Source organism: Azospirillum sp. TSO22-1, from assembly GCF_003116015.1.
Taxonomy (GTDB): Bacteria; Pseudomonadota; Alphaproteobacteria; order Azospirillales; family Azospirillaceae; genus Azospirillum.
Genome location: NZ_LGQZ01000133.1, coordinates 68,682 through 83,064, shown reverse-complemented (window position 1 = coordinate 83,064; position 14,383 = coordinate 68,682). Strand labels below are relative to the sequence as shown.

Below are 14,383 nucleotides of genomic sequence, written 5' to 3'. Positions count from 1 at the left end.
TGCTCGTAGCTGGTGACCAGGCACGGCATCAGGCCGAGGTTGGTCTCCGGCACCTCGCCGCCGGCGTAGGGCATCGGGTAGAGCGACAGGTCGAGGGCGCCCTTGCGCATGGCGCTGAACTGCGCCAGCGTCTTCATCAGCGACGAGCCGGGGTACAGCTCGAACCTGAGCTGGCCGGCGGTGCGCTTCTCCACCTCGGCAGCGAAGCGGCGGCACATGCGGTCGCGGAAGTCGCCCTCGTCGATGGTGCCGCCGGGGAACTGGTGCGAGATCTTCAGCACCTTGGCGTCGGCAGCCCAGCCCAGCCGGCTGGCCGCGACGATCGCCGGGGCGGCCAGCATGCCGCCCAGGACTGCGCGTCGGGTCGTGGTCATCGTCTTGTTTCCTCCCAGCGCCGCCGCGCCCGTCTCAGGCGGGCGCGTTGCGGCTCGACATCGTCACCATAGCCGATGATGCGGACACGATACCATCCGTGTAATCCGCATCATCGGTATGATGTATGCCGGCCCCGAGAGGTCAGTAGTGCGGCGGCGGCCGGTCGTCCTGCGGCGAGCGCTCGGCCCCCGCCTCCAGCAGCAGGATGCGCTCCTTCAGGCGGCGGACCTGGGCGGTCAGCAGGTCGATGGTCCGCCCCTGCTCGAACGCTACGGACGACAGCTCCTCGGCCATGCGCTCGTGGTGGGCGAGGCGGCTTTCCAGGTCGATGAGGCGGCGTTCGACGGCCTTGTCCATGCGGGCGTTCCCCAGGTTGCGGGGCGCAGCTTTAGGCGAAGCGGCGCGACGGCGCAACGCCGGCGCTGTTTGGCGCTTGACCTTCCCATCGCTGGAAGCCCGAGGCTGGGCGCAGCCAACCCACGGAGGACGACATGCTGAAGCTGAAAGTGAAGGGGATGACCTGCGGCCACTGCGCCCAGACGGTGACCAAGGCGGTCGAGGCGCTGCCCACCGTGCAGCGCGCGGTGGTCGACCTGTCGGCCGGCGAGGTCGCGGTGGAGGGCGCCGCCGGGGAGGCGGCGGTGCGGCAGGCCATCGAGGACGCCGGCTACGAGGTGCTGGGTCAGGCGGCGTGACGCACCTCTCCCCTGCGTTTTGCCCTTGACCTTCCCATGATTGGAAGGCCCATCTGATAGGGCGGCACGATACGAGGAGAGCCGTCATGGCCGAGACCGCTGCGCAGACCCGCCCCGCCCCAGACTTCGACATCGGCATCGAAGGGATGACCTGCGCGTCCTGCGTCGGGCGTGTGGAGAAGGCGATCCGCAAGGTGCCGGGGGTGGCCGAGGTTTCGGTCAACCTGGCGACGGAGACGGCGCGCGTCACCTTCGCCGAGGGCGCGGCCAACCCGCAGGGGGTGGTCGCCGCCATCGAGGCCGCGGGCTACGAGCCGGCCTCGGCGGACTTCGACCTGCAGGTCGGCGGCATGACCTGTGCCTCGTGCGTGGCGCGGGTCGAGAAGGCGCTGAAGAAGGTGCCGGGCGTCACGCAAGCGAGCGTCAACCTCGCCACCGAGCGCGCCCACGTCACCGGCCAGGGCCTCGCGCTCGCCGACCTGATCGTCGCCGTCGAGCGCACCGGCTTCGACGCCGCGCCGGTGATGGAGCGGACCGCCGCCGCCCCGCCCGCGGAGGCCCGCAGCGGGCGCGAGCTGCGCCACGTGCTGATCGCCGCGGCGCTGTCGGCGCCGCTGGTGGCTGGCATGATCAGCGACCTGCTGGGCGCCCATCTGATGCTGTCGGCCTGGGCGCAGTTCGCGCTGGCGACGCCGGTGCAGTTCTGGCTGGGTTGGCGCTTCTACGTGGCGGCCTGGAAGGCGGTGCGCGCGGGGGCCGGCAACATGGACCTGCTGGTGGCGCTGGGCACCTCGGCGGCCTGGGGGCTCAGCGTCTACACGTGGCTGACGGCGCACGCCGGCCACGCGCCGCACCTGTATTTCGAGGCGTCGGCGGTGCTGATCACCTTCGTGCTGCTCGGCAAGTGGCTGGAGGCGCGCGCCAAGGGGCAGACCGCCGCCGCCATCCGTGCGCTGATGGGCCTGCGCCCCGACACCGCGCGGGTGCGGCGCGGCGGCGCCGAGACGGAGATCCCGGTCGATCAGGTGCGCGTCGGCGACGTGGTGGTGATCCGCCCCGGCGAGCGCGTGCCGGTGGACGGTCGCGTCGTCGAGGGGGCCGGCAGCGTCGATGAATCCATGCTGACCGGCGAGCCGCTGCCGGTGGAGAAGGCGGCGGGCGCCCCGGTCACCGGCGGCTCGATCAACGTCGACGGCCTGCTGACCGTCGAGACCACGGCGGTGGGCGCCGAGACCATGCTGGCGAAGATCGTCCGGCTGGTGGAGGGCGCGCAGGCCTCCAAGGCGCCGATCCAGCGCGCCGTGGACCGGGTCAGCGCGGTGTTCGTGCCGGTGGTGCTGGTCCTCGCGCTGGCGACCTTCGCGGCGTGGTGGGCGCTGGGCTACGGCGTCGAGGCGGCGGTGATCACCGCGGTGTCGGTGCTGGTCATCGCCTGCCCGTGCGCGCTGGGCCTCGCCACACCGACCAGCATCATGGTCGGCACCGGCGCCGCCGCCCGGCACGGCATCCTGATCAAGGACGCCGAGGCGCTGGAGCGGGCGCACGCGGTGACCGCCGTCGCCTTCGACAAGACCGGCACGCTGACCGAGGGCAAGCCGCGCGTCACCGACCTCGTCGCGGCGGACGAGGCGGAGCTGCTGCGCCTCGCCGCCACGCTGCAGCAGGGCAGCGAGCACCCGCTGGCCCACGCCGTGCGCGAGCGGGCGGCCGGGCTGGGCCTCGGCACCCTGGCGGACTTCAAGGCGCTGGCTGGGCGCGGCGTGGCGGGCGCGGTGGACGGGCGGGCGGTGCTGCTCGGCACCCGTCGGTTGATGGCCGAGAACGGCGTCGCCGACGCGGACCTCGACGCCCGCGCCGCGTTGCTGGAAGCCACCGGGCGCACGGTGTCGTGGCTGGCGGCGGACGGGCGGGCGCTTGGCCTGATCGCCTTCGGCGACACGGTGAAGGAGGCGGCGCGCACCGCCGTGCGGGCGCTGCACGACCAGGGCATCGAGGCGGTGATGGTCACCGGCGACAGCCGGGGTGCCGCCCAGGCGGTTGCGCGCGAGCTGGGCATCGACCGCGTCTTCGCCGAGGTGTTGCCCGGCGACAAGGCGGCGGTGGTGGCCTCCCTCAAGGCCGAGGGCAAGGTGGTGGCGATGGTCGGCGACGGCATCAACGACGCGCCGGCGCTGGCCGCCGCCGATGTCGGCATCGCCATGGCGACCGGCACCGACGTGGCCATGCACACCGCCGGCGTCACGCTGATGCGCGGCGATCCCGTTCTGGTCGGCGGCGCCATCGACGTGTCGCGGCGCACCTATTCGAAGATCCGCCAGGGGCTGTTCTGGGCCTTCATCTACAACCTCGTCGGCATCCCGCTGGCGGCGCTGGGCCTGCTGAACCCGGTGCTGGCCGGCGGCGCCATGGCCTTGAGTTCGGTCAGCGTGGTGCTCAACGCGCTGACCTTGCGGGGGTGGAAGCCCCGGGGGAATCGATGATGAACATCGGCGAGGCCGCCAAGGCGTCGGGAGTCAACGCCAAGCTGATCCGCTACTACGAGTCCATCGGCCTGATCCCGGAGGCCGGCCGCACCGCCGCCGGCTACCGGGTCTACACGGCGCAGGAGGTGCGCATCCTGCGCTTCGTCAAGCGGGCGCGCACGCTGGGCTTCAGCATCGAGCGCATCCAGGCCCTGGTCGGCTTGTGGCGCGACAAGCACCGCGCCAGCGCCGAGGTGAAGCGCATCGCGCTGGAGCACGTGGACGAGCTGGAGGCCAAGATCGCCGAGATGCGCGCCATGGCCGACACGCTGCGCGAGCTGGCCGACGCCTGCCACGGCGACGACCGCCCGGACTGCCCGATCCTGCGCGACCTGGAGGAAGCCGGGACGGCGTGCTGCGGGCACGGCCATCCGGCGTGAGGCCCGCCCCTCTGCCAGATCTTCCTTTTTCGTCATCCCCGCCTTCGCGGGGATGACGGTTAAGCTATTGAATTTGGAGCGATGCCCCGTCAGGGAGGCTGCAACGCGGCGCGCGCGGTGCGGACGACGGCGCGCGTGATGTCGGCCAGTGTGCGGCTGGCGATGCGGCTGCGCTGCCAGAACAGCGGCACGTCCAGCGGCTGGCCCGGGACGAGGGCGACCAGCCGGCCGTCGCGCAGGTGTCCCGCCACCAGCATTTCCGGGTTCATGCCCCAGCCGAGTCCGGCCAGCGCCGCGTCGACGAACGTCTGGGACGAGGGCAGCCAGTGGGTCGGCGACATGATCTCGGTTCCGAACGCCTGCCGCGTCCACTGCGCCTGCAGCCGGTCCTTGCTGTTGAAGGTCAGGCGCGGTGCGCGGGCGAGGGACGTGTCGTCGACTCCCGTGGGGAAATGCCGGTGGACGAACGCCGGGCTGGCGGTCGCGATATAGCGCAGCGCGCCCAGCGGCGTGCTGTCGCAGCCCTGCACCGGCTTGGCGCCGGCCGTCACCGCGGCCAGGACCTCGCCCCGGCGCAGCCAGTCGGCGCTGTGCTCCTGGTCGTCGAGGACGAGGTCGAACAGGCAGTCCGGCGTTTCCGCCATCGCCGCGACGAACCACGTGGCGAGGCTGTCCGCGTTCACCGCGAGGCGCACGGTCACCGGCGGCGCGTCGGGCCGGAGGTCCGGAAGCCCGAGGCGCAGTTCGCTTTCCAGGAGCGCCACCTGCTCCACGTGCTGGCACAGGCGCTGGCCCGCCGGCGTGCCGGTGCAGGGGCTGCCCCGCACCACCAGGATCGTCCCCAGCCGCTCCTCCAGCAGCTTCACGCGCTGGGACACCGCCGAAGGGGTGACGTTGAGCTGCTGCGCGGCCCGTTCGAAGCTGCCGGTGCGGATGACGGCCGCCAGGGCGACGAGCAGGGCGTAATCCAGCATGGGTTAGCGTTCCTTAATTCAGGCAAGGAGCTTTAATTATTCTAATCCGGGCAGCCGTGGTAGCGGAAGGACCTTCGCCACAGGAAGGGTCCGCCATGCTGTCCGCCTTCATCCCCGGCCTGCTGCTGGGCCTCAGCCTCATCGTCGCCATCGGCGCGCAGAACGCCTTCATCCTCCGCCAGGGCTTGCGCGGCGAGCACATCCTGGCGGTCTGCCTGACCTGCGCGGTGTCCGACGCCGTGCTGATCCTGGCGGGGGTCGGCGGCTTCGCCCAAGCCAACGCCTGGGTGCCCTGGCTCGAGACGGCGATGCGGTATGGCGGCGCGATCTTCCTGCTGGCCTACGGTCTGCGCAGTTTCCGGGCGGCGGTCCGCTCGGGCGACGCGCTGACGCCGGCGGCGGCCGTTCCGGCCGGTCTCGGCGCGACGCTGGCGACGTGTCTGGCGCTGACGTGGCTCAATCCGCACGTCTATCTGGACACGGTGGTGCTGGTCGGGTCCGTGTCCACGCAGTTCGCGGCGGGCAAGGGCGCCTTCGCGCTCGGGGCGATGACGGCGTCCTTCCTGTTCTTCTTCGCGCTGGGCTACGGCGCGCGCCTGCTGCGGCCCGTCTTCGCCCGGCCCGGCGCCTGGCGGGCGCTGGACGCGGGGATCGGCGTCGTCATGTGCGCGATCGCCGCGACGCTGGTGATGGCTCGCGCCTAATCCGCCACCGCCTTCTCCATCATCACCGTCTCCGCCGCGCCGAAGCCGGCCAGCGTCGCCTCCAGCCGCCGGGCCGGCAGCGGGCGGGCGAAGTAGAAGCCCTGGGCGCAGTGGCAGCCGTGGCGGTCGAGGAAGGCCAGCTGCCCCTCCGTCTCCACGCCCTCCGCGATGATGGTCAGGCCGAGCGAGCGGCCAAGCGCGATGATCGCCTCGATGATCGCCTGGTCGCGCGTGTCCTCCCCGATGTCGCGCACGAAGGCGCGGTCGATCTTGAGCGCGTTGATCGGCAGGCGCTTGAGATAGGCGAGGCTGGAATAGCCGGTGCCGAAATCGTCCACCGACACCGTTATCCCGGCCTCGCGCAGCTCGCCGAGGATGCGGGCGGCCTGCTCGGGCTGGGCCATCACCATGGACTCCGTCACCTCCAGTTCCAGCGCCCCCGGCGGCAGGCCGGTGGCCGCCAGGATGTCGGCGACGCGGCGGACGAAGCGCCGGTCCTCGAACTGCCGGGCCGAGACGTTCACCGCCATCTGGCCGAGCGGCACGCCGGCGTCCAGCCACGCCCGGGCCTGCCGGCAGGCCTCCTGCAAGGCCCAGTCGCCGAGCTCGCCGATCAGCCCGGCCTCCTCGGCCAGCGGGATGAAATCGCCCGGCTGGACCAGCCCGCGCTGCGGGTGGCGCCAGCGCATCAGCGCCTCCACCCCGCGCAGCGCGCGGTTCGGCAGCAGGGCGATCTGCGGCTGGTAATGCAGCTCCAGTTCGCCGTTCGGCACGGCGCGGCGCAGGCCGGCCTCCAGGTCCAGACGCTCCAGCGCGCGGTGGTTCATGCCGGAATCGCAGAAGCGGAAGGTGTTCCGCCCGGCCGCCTTGGCGGAGAACATGGCGGCGTCGACGTTGCGCAGCAGCGCTGCGGCGTCGGCGCCGTCCTGCGGGGAGAGGCCGATGCCGACGCTGGCGCCCAGGTGCACGGTGTGGCCGCGCAGCACGAACGGCTCGGCCAGCGCCGCGATCAGCCGCTCGGCGAGGTGCGCCACCTCGGACGTCGAGCCGGCGTCGTTCAGCACCACGGCGAACTCGTCGCCGCCGGTGCGCGCCAGCGTGTCGTCCGGGCCGACGCAGGCGGTCATCCGCATGGCGGCGGTCTTCAGCAGCTCGTCGCCGATCTCGTGGCCTAGGCTGTCGTTGACCAGCTTGAAGCGGTCGAGGTCGAGGAACAGCACCGCCACCGGGCTGCCGGCGCGCCGGGCGAAGCTCAGCGCCTGCTCCAGCCGGTCGAGCAGCAGCGCGCGGTTGGCCAGCCCGGTCAGCGCGTCGTGGTAGGCCTGGTAGCGCAGCCGCTCGTCCTTGCGCCGCATCTCGGTGATGTCGGAGAAGATGGCGACGTGGTGCCGCGCCCGGCCGTCCGGCCCGGCGATGGTGGTGATGCTCTCCCACTGCAGGTAGGCCTCGCCGCCCTTGCGGCGGTTCCACAGCTCGCCCTGCCAGAAGCCGGTGGTGAGCAGCTCCTCCCACATGGCCGCGTAGAACGCCTCGTCCTGGTAGCCGGAGCGCAGCAGCTCCGGCCGCTGCCCGACCGCCTCCAGCGCGGTGTAGCCGGTGATGGCGGTGAAGGCCTTGTTGACGGAGACGATGACGCCGTCGGCGTCGGTCACCAGGATGCCTTCCTGGGTGTTGGCGAAGACGCTGGCGGCCAGCGCCGCCTCGGCGTTCAGCCGGCGCAGCCCCTGGCGCATCTCGTCGATGGAGTGGGCCAGCGCGTTCACCTCGTCGCCCTGGGCGGGCGGCAAGTGCGGCAGCGCCGTCTCCAGGTCGCCGCGGCCGACGCCGCGGGTGAAGGCGGCGATGGTGCGCAGCCGGCTGGTGATCAGGCGATCGACCAGCAGGTACACGAACAGCGCGATCAGCGAGGTCTTCACCGCGTTGGCGGCGAGGATGAACCAGATGCGCTCCAGCGTCCGCCGCACCACCCCCTCCAGCGAGGCGGAGACGGTCAGCGTGCCCATCTCCACCTCCCGGCCGCGGTGCGTCTGGGTGAGGGTGTAGTGCCGGGTGCGCTCGCCCATGGTGGGCACCGCGCCGCTGGCGGCGAACGGCGCGCCGTCGGCGGCCACCGCGGCGTATTCGAAGTCCGGCAGGCGGCGGATGCCGTCGAGCAGGGTCTGCAAGCGGACGCGGTCGGCCAGCCAGACGTTCTGCCGGATGCTGTCCAGGTAGCTTTCCTCGATCTGCCCGAACCGGCGGTCGATGTCGTCGATGTCGCGCCGGTACTCCTGGTACAGCTGCAGCGAGGTGATCACCACGGTGATCAGCGAGCTGGCCAGCACGATGGCGACGATGAGCCGGCGCGCCAGCCGGCGCCCCGGTGCGTCGCCGGTCACGACCGCTTCTCCGGCGTGGTCAGCAGGTGCCGCAGCGCGCGTTCGGCGATGCGGTCGTAGGCGCCGTCCGCCTTCATGGCGCGCAGCGCCTCCGCCGCGCGGTCGACGAGCCCCTGGTGCTTGCGGTGCAGGTAGAGGAACATCTCCATGCGGTGCAGCGGCGGCTCCAGCACGGTGACCGCCAGCCCCAGCCGCCGCGCCATCCAGCGGCCCTGCCACTCCTCGAACAGCACCACATCGGCGCGGTCCTTGGCCAGCAGGGTGAACAGCTGCTCGGCGTCCTGCACGCGGGTGGTGTGGAAGCCCTCGCCCAGGTTGGCCTCGAAGATCTTCCAGCCGACGATGGTGCCGATGCCGTAGGGGCGCAGCGCCTCGTAGTCCGGCGTGGCGATGCCGAGGTGGCGCGAATAGGCGACGAAGTTGTTGTCGATCACCTTTTCCGGCACCCGCACGAGGTTGGGGTAGATCGCCTCCAGCCCGGCCACCCGCAGGGCGTCGCCGTCGTCCAGCCCGCTGTTGGCGTTGAGCAGCGCCCGCTCGGCGCTGGGGTAGACCTGCATCCGCGCCGTCAGGCCGAGCCGGCCGAACATCTCCGCCACCAGCAGGTCGAGGAAGCCCTGGCGGTCCTCCTGCGCGTAGGGGGCGCCGACGCCGGTGTTGAAGTACAGGGTGTCGACGGGCTGGGCCTCCGCCGCACGGCCGCCGCCCGCCAGGGCGAGCGCGATCAGCAGGGCCGGAAGGGTGCGGAACCGGGGCATGGCGGGTGCCTCGTGGAGCGCGTATACACAAAGTATAGGCTCCCGCCGCCGCGCCCGGCAAGTGACCAGGGGACGCAGTCCCTCCATCTCCCGTGTGCCCGCACGGCGGTTGCGGCTGCGCGCCGGCTGCGCTATAGGAAGCGCCGTATTTCATCCGACTTCGGATACTTTTGATGACCACCGACACCCTGGCGGCCGACCGTGCCCACGTGCGCCGCGCCACCGCCATCGGCGGCTTCGCGATCCTGCTGTGGTCGACGCTGGCGCTGCTGACCACGCTGTCGGGGGACATCCCGCCGTTCCAGCTGGTCGCCATGTCCTTTGCGCTGGCCTTCCTGGTCGGCACCGCGGCGGCGGTGGTGCGCGGGCGTGGCGTGGTGGCGCCGCTGCGTCAGCCCTGGCCGGTGTGGCTGCTGGGCGTCGGCGGGCTGTTCGGCTACCACTTCTTCTACTTTCTGGCCTTCCGCCTGGCGCCGGACGCGGCGGTCGAGGTCAACCTGCTGAACTACCTGTGGCCGCTGCTGATCGTGCTGTTCTCGGCGCTGCTGCCGGGGCACCGGCTGACGGCGGGGCATGTGCTGGGCGGGCTGCTCGGGCTGGCGGGCACGGCGCTGCTGGTGACCGGCAAGGGGCGCGGCCTGAGCATCGACGCGGCCTATCTGCCCGGCTACGCGTCGGCGGCGGCCTGCGCGGTGGTGTGGTCGGCCTATTCGGTGCTGTCGCGCCGCTTCGGCCACGTGCCGACCGAGGCGGTGGGCGGCTTCTGCCTGGCCACCGCGGTGCTGGCGGGGCTGTGCCACCTGGCGTTCGAGGCGACCGTGGTGCCGGGGGCCATGGAGTGGCTGGCGGTGCTGCTGCTCGGCACCGGGCCGGTGGGCGCGGCGTTCTTCGTCTGGGACCACGGGGTGAAGCGCGGCGACATCCGCGCGCTGGGCGCCCTATCCTACGCGACGCCGCTGCTGTCCACCTTCCTGCTGATCCTGTTCGGCCGCGCCGAGGCGGGCTGGGCCGTGTGGGCGGCCTGCGCGCTGATCGTCGGCGGCGCGGTGATGGCGAGCTGGGACGTGCTGCGGCCGCGGGGGTAAATCAGCCCGGCTCCCACCCCTCCGGCGCCAGCTCGAACCCGGCGAACTCGAACGCCGGGGAGACGGTGCAGCCGACCAACACCCAGCCCTCCAGCGGGCGCGCCGCCTGCCAGGCGTGCGGCGGCACCACCGCCTGCGGGCGCTGGCCGCTTAGCAGGTCCATGCCCAGCACGTGCCGCGTCATCGCGCGGCCGTCCTCGCTGACCGACAGCTCCAAGGCACCGCCGGCGTGCCAGTGCCACATCTCCACCGCGTCCACCCGGTGCCAGTGCGAGCGCTCGCCGGCGCGCAGCAGGAAGAAGATGCCGGTCTTCACGCCGCGCCCGCCGTCGCCGGCCGCGTGGCGGTAGGTCTCGACGTAGTGGCCGCCCTCGGGGTGCGGCTGCATCCCGAGGGTGGCGATGATGCGCTCCGGCGTCAGCGCCTCCGTCATCTGTCAGGCCGGCGGCAGGGTGCGGCGGTAGCTGTCGCGGGCCGACGCCTTGTCGAACCACGCCGTCAGCTTCGGCCGGCCGGGGCGCCAGTCCTCGTGTCCGAAGCGGAAGTCGAGGTAGCCGAGCGCCGCCAGGATCGCCAGCGTGCCGATGGTCGGGTTCGGCGGCAGCATGTCGGCGAAGGAGTTCAGCGCGTCGCAGGCGCGGGCGACGGCGACGCGCTGCCGCTCCATCCAGGCGGGCGACTTCTCGCCGTCCGGGCGGTTGCCCTCCAGGCGGCGCAGGATGGCGGCGTCGCAGATGCCGTCGGCCAGCGCCTGCTGGCGCAACGCCGACCAGCGCGCCGGGCCGGGGGCCGGGAACAGGCGCGGGCCGTCGTGCAGGGTGTCCAGGTACTCGCAGATCACCGGGCTGTCGTACAGCGTCGGGCCGGCCGGCAGGATCAGCGCCGGCACCTTGCCCAGCGGGTTGTCGTCCGGCAGGTCGGTCTCCGGCGACCAGGCGTCGGTGTTCTCCAGCTCGATGCCGGAGTCGAGGCCGCATTCGATGGCGACCATCATCACCTTGCGCACGTAGGGCGAGGTGGCGCTGTAGCGCAGCTTCATGGATGGGTCCCTCCCGTTGTCGGACGGGGATCTTAGAGCAGGGCGGCCGGTGCGGGAACCCTCAGAACCGGTCCTTGCGCCCGCGGATCTCGGCGAACACCGCCACCGGGTCGGCGCCGGCCATGCCCACCGCCGCCTGCACGGCCGGATCGTCGGCGCGCAGGAAGGGGTTGGTGCGCTTCTCGACGCCCAGCCCGGTGGGGATGGTCGGCTCGCCGCGCTCGCGCTGCGCCGTGATCGTCGCGAAGCGCTCGGCCAGCTCGCGGTTGCCCGGATCGACGGTCACGGCGAAGCGGGCGTTGGACAGCGTGTACTCGTGCCCGCAATAGACGCGGGTGTCGTCGGGGAGATCCCGCAGCCTGGACAGCGAATCCCACATCTGCGCTGGGGTGCCCTCGAACAGCCGGCCGCAGCCCAGCGCGAACAGCGTGTCGCCGCAGAACAGCGCGCGGGCGTCGCCGAAGTGGAAGGCGATGTGCCCGGAGGTGTGGCCGGGTATTGCGATGACGCGCGCCGCGTGCGGACCGAACGATGCGGTCTCGCCATCCTGCAACGCAATGTCCATATCCTGGATGCGGTGGGAGTCGGCGCGCGCGCCGATGACCGGGCAGCCGTAGCGCTCCTTCAGCGCCCGGTTGCCGCCGACGTGGTCGGGGTGGTGGTGGGTGTTGAGGATGTGGGTGAGGCGCCAGCCGCGCCGCTCCAGCTCCCGCAGCACCGGCGCCGCGTCGCCGGGATCCACGACGCCGACATCGTCGCCGTCGCGGAGCAGGTAGATGTAATTGTCGTTGAACGCCGGAACGAGGTGGATTTCCATGGTGTTGCCGTCCTCCCCTTGGGTCTGTGCCGAACCGTGAGCGTCATGTACACCGATATTGTCGACCTCCGGGAGTTCTACGAGTCCAGCCTGGGCCAGGTGGCGCGGCGCATGGTGCGCCGGCGCATCCGCCAGATGTGGCCGGACCTGCGGGGGCAGATCGTGCTGGGCGTCGGCTACACCACGCCGTTCCTGCGCCCCTTCCGCGACGAGGCCGAGCGGGTGCTGGCGGTGATGCCGGCCTCGCAGGGGATCAGCTACTGGCCGAAGGAGGGGCCGAACATCGTCTGCCTCAGCGACGAGGCGGAGCTGCCCTTCGGCGACATGTCGGTGGACCGCGTGCTGCTGGTGCACGGGCTGGAGGGCACCGAGCAGCTGCGCCCGATGATGCGCGAGATCTGGCGGGTGCTGGCCGGCGGCGGGCGGCTGCTGGCGGTGGTGCCGAACCGGCGCGGGCTGTGGGCGCGCGCCGACTGGACGCCGTTCGGCCACGGCTTCCCCTATTCGCCCTCGCAGCTCAAGCAAGTGCTGCGCGACACCATGTTCGTGCCGGAGCGCACCGGGCACGCGCTGTTCATCCCGCCGGTGCGCTCGCGCTTCCTGCTGCGCTCCGCCCCGGCGTGGGAGGAGGTCGGCGAGCGCTGGTTCAAGGCCTTCGCCGGCGTCACCATGATCGAGGCGTCCAAGCAGATCTTCGCCGGCGTGGCGCGCCGGTCGCAGCCGGTGAAGCGCCGCCTGATCGTGCCGCTGCCCGGCGGCGCCGCCCCGGCGGCCCGGCGCCTGCGGCCGGACGGCGCATAGCGCCCCTTACCGTTCGGTGGACGTATCGTATGCGGTTCTCCACCATGAGTATAGGTCGCTGTGACATTGCGCCGGGTTCACTAAAATTTAATTTGCCGTCTAATCTATGGGGGCGAGAACACAGCGCCCGGCCTCAGGCCGGTTGGGAGGGACGCCATGTCGTTGAACAACGTGCGGGTTGTGAACAAAATCCTGCTGACGCTATCCCTGGTGGCGCTTCTTGCCTTGGGATTGACCGCCACGGCGCTCGTCGAGCTGAAGGGCATGGACCGGAGCTACTCCAGGCTCCTCGACGGCGAGGCCACGGCCTCGCTGTGGCTCGCGCGCTCCAACTCGCTGCTGAACGCCACCGCGCGCGATGTCTACCTGATGATCGCCGAGCAGGACGAGGCGAAGGTGCGCAAGGCGATCGAAGCGCTGGACAGCGACGCCAGGGGCATCGCCGAGCGCATGGACAAGGCCATGGCGGCGCTGCCGGCCATCGGCGCCGAGATGCAGCCTCTGCGCCAGAGCATCGAGGCGCTGAGGCGCGTCGCCGAGGAAGTCAAGGCGGACGCCCTGAAGAACAACGACGCGGCGGCCCAGCAGGCCGTGGCGGAGCGCTTCGACCCGACCTACATGGACGCCCGTCTGAAGTTCCGCGCGCTGATCGACCGCGCCGACCGGCAGATGCAGGCCGCGTCCGACCAGGTGACCGCCGATGCCAACGCCGCCATCACCTGGATGCTGATCGTCGCCGGCACCGGTGTGGTCGTCTGCTTCGGCGTGGCGATCCTGCTGGCGCGCCGGACCATCGCCGCCCCCATCGAGCGGATCACCGCCACCATGCACGACCTCGCCGCCGGCACGCTGGACGTTGCGGTGGAGGGTGCCGGGCGCGGCGACGAGATCGGCGGCATGGCCCGCGCCGTCCAGGTCTTCAAGGACAACGCGCTCGAACGCGTCCGCCTGGAGGCGGCGGCGGCCGAGGAGCGCCAGGGCAAGGAGCGGCGCGCCGCCGAGGTCGAGCGGCTGATCCGCTCCTTCGAGCAGAGTGTCAGCGGCATCCTCGCCACCGTGGCCTCCGCCACCACCGAGCTGGAACGCACCGCCGAGAGCATGACCGACACCGCCCATCGCACCAACGAGCGCGCCGCGGCCGCCGCGGCGGCGGCCGAGGAGGCCTCGACCAACGTGCAGACGGTGGCGTCGGCGACCGAGGAGCTGACCGCGTCCATCAGCGAGATCAGCGCCCAGGTGGCGCGCTCCACCTCCATCGCCAACCAGGCGGTGGGCGAGGCCGACCAGACCAACGCCCGCGTTCAGGGGCTGGTGGAGCAGGCGCAGCGGATCGGCGAGATCGTCCAGCTGATCCAGGACATCGCCAGCCAGACCAACCTGCTGGCGCTGAACGCCACCATCGAGGCGGCCCGCGCCGGCGAGATGGGCAAGGGCTTCGCCGTGGTGGCGAGCGAGGTGAAGTCGCTGGCCAACCAGACCGCCAAGGCGACCGAGGACATCGGCCAGCAGATCGCCGCCATGCAGGGCGCCACCAACGGTGCGGCACAGGCGATCGGCGGCATCGGGCGGACCATCGCCACGGTCAGCGAGGTGGCGACCTCCATCGCCTCGGCCATCGAGGAGCAGGGGGCGGCGACCTCGGAGATCGCCCGCAACGTGCAGGAAGCCGCCGGCGGCACCCGCGCCGTCAGCACCAACGTCGCCGACGTCAGCCAGGCGGCGACGCACACCGGCGCGGCGGCCTCGCAGGTGCATGGCGCGTCGGGCGAACTGGCCCGGCAGGCGGATCTGCTGAAGGGCGAGGTCGAACGCTTCCTCTCCGGCATCCGCGCCGCCTGACGGGTCAAGCCCTTCC

Annotated in this window: 14 protein-coding genes and 1 pseudogene; 7 read left to right on the top strand and 8 right to left on the bottom strand. The window is 71.9% G+C overall.

Features of this window, described 5'->3' with window-relative positions:
* Both TSO221_RS28985 and TSO221_RS28980 read right to left on the bottom strand, forming a co-directional pair.
* Positions 1 to 374, bottom strand: a pseudogene (locus TSO221_RS28985) (C4-dicarboxylate ABC transporter); the annotation flags it as partial.
* A 142-nt stretch (positions 375 to 516) separates the two neighbouring features.
* Positions 517 to 732, bottom strand: a complete 216-nt coding sequence (locus TSO221_RS28980; protein ID WP_109121980.1) for a SlyX family protein — start codon at positions 730 to 732, stop codon at positions 517 to 519.
* Between the two features lie 134 nt (positions 733 to 866).
* On the opposite strand from TSO221_RS28980, the gene TSO221_RS28975 reads away from it, so the two are divergent.
* From TSO221_RS28975 to cueR, 3 genes are all read left to right on the top strand, one after another.
* A complete protein-coding gene (locus TSO221_RS28975) occupies positions 867 to 1,070 on the top strand; it encodes a heavy-metal-associated domain-containing protein (protein ID WP_109121979.1) in 204 nt (67 codons plus the stop codon).
* An 86-nt stretch (positions 1,071 to 1,156) separates the two neighbouring features.
* Positions 1,157 to 3,550 carry a heavy metal translocating P-type ATPase gene (locus TSO221_RS28970; protein WP_109121978.1) on the top strand — a complete coding sequence of 798 codons (2,394 nt, stop codon included), beginning with the start codon at positions 1,157 to 1,159 and terminating at the stop codon, positions 3,548 to 3,550.
* Entirely contained in the window at positions 3,547 to 3,972 is a 426-nt protein-coding gene (gene cueR, locus TSO221_RS28965; RefSeq protein ID WP_348770297.1) for a Cu(I)-responsive transcriptional regulator, read from the top strand. Before TSO221_RS28970 ends, cueR begins: the two co-directional genes overlap by 4 nt.
* Positions 3,973 to 4,061: 89 nt before the next feature.
* Here cueR and TSO221_RS28960 read toward each other — a convergent pair whose 3' ends face one another.
* Entirely contained in the window at positions 4,062 to 4,946 is an 885-nt protein-coding gene (locus TSO221_RS28960) for a LysR family transcriptional regulator ArgP (RefSeq protein WP_109121976.1), read from the bottom strand.
* Between the two features lie 95 nt (positions 4,947 to 5,041).
* On the opposite strand from TSO221_RS28960, the gene TSO221_RS28955 reads away from it, so the two are divergent.
* The gene (locus tag TSO221_RS28955; RefSeq protein WP_109121975.1) at positions 5,042 to 5,650 is read left to right on the top strand and encodes a LysE/ArgO family amino acid transporter; all 609 of its coding nucleotides are present in this window, start codon (positions 5,042 to 5,044) and stop codon (positions 5,648 to 5,650) included.
* Here the strand turns inward: TSO221_RS28955 and TSO221_RS28950 are convergent.
* Together TSO221_RS28950 and TSO221_RS28945 are read right to left on the bottom strand one after the other, a co-directional pair.
* Complete coding sequence (locus tag TSO221_RS28950) at positions 5,647 to 8,028, bottom strand: EAL domain-containing protein (RefSeq protein ID WP_109121974.1); 2,382 nt, start codon at positions 8,026 to 8,028, stop codon at positions 5,647 to 5,649. The genes TSO221_RS28955 and TSO221_RS28950 overlap by 4 nt on opposite strands.
* Positions 8,025 to 8,786: a transporter substrate-binding domain-containing protein gene (locus TSO221_RS28945; RefSeq protein WP_158284240.1), complete on the bottom strand. Its 762-nt coding sequence runs from the start codon at positions 8,784 to 8,786 to the stop codon at positions 8,025 to 8,027. Before TSO221_RS28945 ends, TSO221_RS28950 begins: the two co-directional genes overlap by 4 nt.
* A 173-nt stretch (positions 8,787 to 8,959) precedes the next feature.
* On the opposite strand from TSO221_RS28945, the gene TSO221_RS28940 reads away from it, so the two are divergent.
* On the top strand, positions 8,960 to 9,871 hold the full coding sequence (locus TSO221_RS28940; RefSeq protein WP_109121972.1) for an EamA family transporter: 912 nt from the start codon (positions 8,960 to 8,962) through the stop codon (positions 9,869 to 9,871).
* Position 9,872: 1 nt separating this feature from the next.
* Here TSO221_RS28940 and TSO221_RS28935 read toward each other — a convergent pair whose 3' ends face one another.
* The 3 genes from TSO221_RS28935 to gloB form a co-directional block, all read right to left on the bottom strand.
* On the bottom strand, positions 9,873 to 10,304 hold the full coding sequence (locus TSO221_RS28935) for a cupin domain-containing protein (protein ID WP_109121971.1): 432 nt from the start codon (positions 10,302 to 10,304) through the stop codon (positions 9,873 to 9,875).
* Between the two features lie 3 nt (positions 10,305 to 10,307).
* Complete coding sequence (locus TSO221_RS28930; protein ID WP_109121970.1) at positions 10,308 to 10,910, bottom strand: glutathione S-transferase N-terminal domain-containing protein; 603 nt, start codon at positions 10,908 to 10,910, stop codon at positions 10,308 to 10,310.
* A 61-nt stretch (positions 10,911 to 10,971) separates the two neighbouring features.
* Complete coding sequence (gene gloB / locus TSO221_RS28925) at positions 10,972 to 11,727, bottom strand: hydroxyacylglutathione hydrolase (RefSeq protein WP_109121969.1); 756 nt, start codon at positions 11,725 to 11,727, stop codon at positions 10,972 to 10,974.
* A 45-nt stretch (positions 11,728 to 11,772) separates the two neighbouring features.
* On the opposite strand from gloB, the gene TSO221_RS28920 reads away from it, so the two are divergent.
* Positions 11,773 to 12,528 (top strand): methyltransferase domain-containing protein, encoded by a 756-nt coding sequence (locus tag TSO221_RS28920; protein ID WP_109121968.1) that lies wholly within the window; start codon positions 11,773 to 11,775, stop codon positions 12,526 to 12,528.
* A 156-nt stretch (positions 12,529 to 12,684) separates the two neighbouring features.
* Positions 12,685 to 14,367, top strand: coding sequence for a HAMP domain-containing methyl-accepting chemotaxis protein (locus TSO221_RS28915; protein ID WP_109121967.1), 1,683 nt, complete (start codon positions 12,685 to 12,687; stop codon positions 14,365 to 14,367).
* Positions 14,368 to 14,383: the final 16 nt, after the last annotated feature.